3 protein-coding genes are annotated in these 2,716 nt (G+C 75.2%); 2 read left to right on the top strand and 1 reads right to left on the bottom strand.

Annotated features, from left to right (window positions below; genetic code table 11):
• Both AB0J52_RS35135 and AB0J52_RS35130 read left to right on the top strand, forming a co-directional pair.
• A partial coding sequence (locus AB0J52_RS35135; RefSeq protein ID WP_500187221.1) for a sensor histidine kinase occupies nucleotides 1-372 on the top strand: 372 nt, incomplete at its 5' end.
• Between the two features lie 173 nt (nucleotides 373-545).
• Nucleotides 546-1,874: an MFS transporter gene (locus AB0J52_RS35130; protein ID WP_500187220.1), complete on the top strand. Its 1,329-nt coding sequence runs from the start codon at nucleotides 546-548 to the stop codon at nucleotides 1,872-1,874.
• A gap of 587 nt (nucleotides 1,875-2,461) precedes the next feature.
• On the opposite strand, the gene AB0J52_RS35125 is transcribed toward AB0J52_RS35130, so the two are convergent.
• A partial coding sequence (locus AB0J52_RS35125; protein WP_500187219.1) for a hypothetical protein occupies nucleotides 2,462-2,716 on the bottom strand: 255 nt, incomplete at its 5' end.

The raw sequence follows: 2,716 nt of genomic DNA, 5'->3' as shown, positions 1-2,716 counted from the left end.
GTCACCGCGCACGACCCGCTGCCCGAGCTGCACGTGAAGTCCCCGGCCGTCCGGCAGATCCTGGACGTCCTGATCGACAACGCCGTGGCCCACGGCGCGGGACGCATCACCGTCGAGGCCAGCGACATCGGCGGCGGGCTGGCCATCGACGTGTCCGACGAGGGCCCGGGCGTCACCGACGACGCCGAGGACATCTTCGCCCGCCGCCGCTCCGCGTCCGCCGAGGGCCACGGCATCGGCCTCGCCCTCGCCCGCTCCCTGGCGGAGGCCGAGGGCGGCCGACTCGTCCTCCGCCGCCCCTCCCCGCCCATCTTCACCCTCCTCCTCCCCGCCGCCGACCCCCTCCCTCGAACAAACCAGCCAAATACGTGAAATAGCCCAGATTCGCATTTTCCGGCGACTACTTCGTCCTTGGCGAGCCCAATACCAGGCACCCTCTAGGCTGAGTTTTCGCCGGGCCGTCCGCGCGTTTTCGCCGGACCGCCCGCGCGGGCTCACCCGCACCACCCGACGACCTGCTCGGTCCTTCTTCTTGGGCGACACAGATGGCGAAGGAACCGGACGGCTGGCGTATCCGGTTCGGCCTGCTCTGGACGGGTTCGGCGGCCTCCCTGCTCGGCGCGATGAGCGTCACCACGGCCGCGCCGCTGCTCGCCTTCAGCCTCACCCGGTCCCCCACCTTCGTCAGTTTCGTGGTCGCCGCCGGGACGGTTCCGAGCCTCCTCCTGCACATCCCCGCCGGGATGCTCGTGGACCGGCTGGACCGCTGGTGGACGATGCTGCTCAGCCAGGCCGTCCGGACGCTCATGTCGCTGGCGGTCGTGCTGACGCTCGCCGCCGGGCTGTTCCGGCCGTCGGTCCTGATCGTGGCCGCGCTCGTCAGCGGCACCTGCACGACCTTCTACAACGTCGCCGAGGTGACGGCCGTCCCGAGCGTCGTCCCGGCGGAGCACTTCCAGCGGGCGATGGCCCAGAACGAGGCGCGGGCGAACGGCGCGATGCTGCTCGGACGCCCCCTGGGCGGCGTCCTGCACGCGGCCGGGACGGCCGTCCCCTACGCCGCGGACACCGCGTTCGGGCTCGCGTCCGCCGCCGCGATCCTGACGCTGCGGCCCGCGGGGCTGCGCGGGCGCTGGAACCATCCCCGCCCGCTGCGGGCCGCCGGCGGCACCGACGCGGCCAGGCCGCGGACGGCGGTGCGGCGGACCAGGCCGCTCGTCGCCGAGATGGTGGAGGGACTTCGCTGGCTGTGGCGCTACAGGTTCCTGCGCACGACGCTCATCGCGTGCACGGCCACGAACCTGCTCTTCCAGATCGTGATGCTGCTCCTGATCGTCCGCGGGCGGGACGCCGGACTCCCCCGGGCCATGGCCGGGGTGCTGCTCGCCGCGCCCGGGCTGGGCGGCTCGTTCGTCTCGGTGTACGTGGCCGTCACGCGCCGCCGCCGGTTCGGACGCCGCCCGATCACCCTCGTCCGGCTGTGCATGTGGGCGTGGCTCGGGATGACCGCCCTGCTCGCGGTCGTCCCGTGGCCCGGCGCCTGGATGATCGCGTGGGGCGGCGTCGGGTTCGTGGGCGCGCGGCTGAACATCGCCCTGTCGGCGTACCAGGCCAGCCGCACGCCGCCCGAGCTGCGCGGACGCGTCGCGGGGACGAACCGGTTCGTCACCCTCGGCATCGCGCCCATCGGAACGATGTGCGGCGGCGCGGCGATCAACGCGGTGGGCGCTCCCCTCGTCGCCGCGCTGGTGCCGGTCGCCATCGCCACCACGGGCGTCCTGCTCTGGGGCTCGCGGCGGGCGCGGGTGCGCCGGCTTCGACGCCGGCTCCGCCGGAGTCCGGTGCGGCCAGAGCCGGTGGCGGCGGGGACGTGAGCGCCCGTCCGACGAGGCTCATGAGCCGCTGGAGCTCGTCGTCGACCTCGGCGGCGGTCCGCGGGTCCTGCTTCTTCCCGGCGTCGCCGAGGCCGTGCAGCCAGGCACGGCGCACCTCGTCGCGCAGCGCCCCGACCGGCCCCGCCAGGTCCGGGGCGTGGCCGACGGCGTCCAGGAACCCCTGGATCTCGCGGACGGCCGTCCGGTACTCCGCCGAGACGCGGCGTCCGCCGGCCAGTTCCTCGTCCTCACCGGGGACGCCGAGCGCGCGCAGGCGTTCGCAGAGCCGGATGGTCACTCCGAGGTCGACCACGGCGTCGTCCATGCTGCGCAGCGCGTCGCGGACGCGCTGGTCCGCGGCTTCGGCCTGCTCGGCGTCGCGGGCGTCCGCCGCGCGCCGCCGCTCGTAGGTGTGGCCCAGGCGCGCGGTGACGACCCCGACGACGGCGGTGAGCGTCCCGGTGAGGACGGCGGTCCCGCCCGTCACCAGCGCGGTGGCAGTGGAGCCCATGCCGTGATCCTCCGCCGGACGCGGACACCGCTCAGCGTCACACGCCACACCTGGCGGATCTTCCGCCCGGCATCGCTCACACGTCCGCCAGCAGCCGCCATGCCTCGGCGCGCAGGTGCTCGGGGAGCGGCGGATGCCGGGCCTCGACCGCCCGGGTCGCGAGGTCGGTGGCCGTCCCGGTGTCCCCGGTCATCAGTTCGACCTGGGCCGCGCGGTACAGCGCCGGGCCGCTCTCCGCGCCCGCCGCGACGACCTCGCCGATCTCCGCGCGGGCCGCGTCCAGGCGGCCCCGGCGCGCCAGGGCCAGCGCTCGCGCGGCGCGGGCGGCGGG

Origin of the sequence: Spirillospora sp. NPDC049652 (assembly GCF_040675125.1) — a bacterium.
GTDB lineage: Bacteria > Actinomycetota > Actinomycetes > Streptosporangiales > Streptosporangiaceae > Spirillospora.
This window is presented reverse-complemented; position numbering and strand designations above follow the sequence as displayed.

Excerpts from the sequence above, each read along its gene's own strand:
- AB0J52_RS35130 (WP_500187220.1), top strand. The coding sequence starts at position 546 with ATGGCGAAGGAACCGGACGGCTGGCGTATCCGGTTCGGCCTGCTCTGG.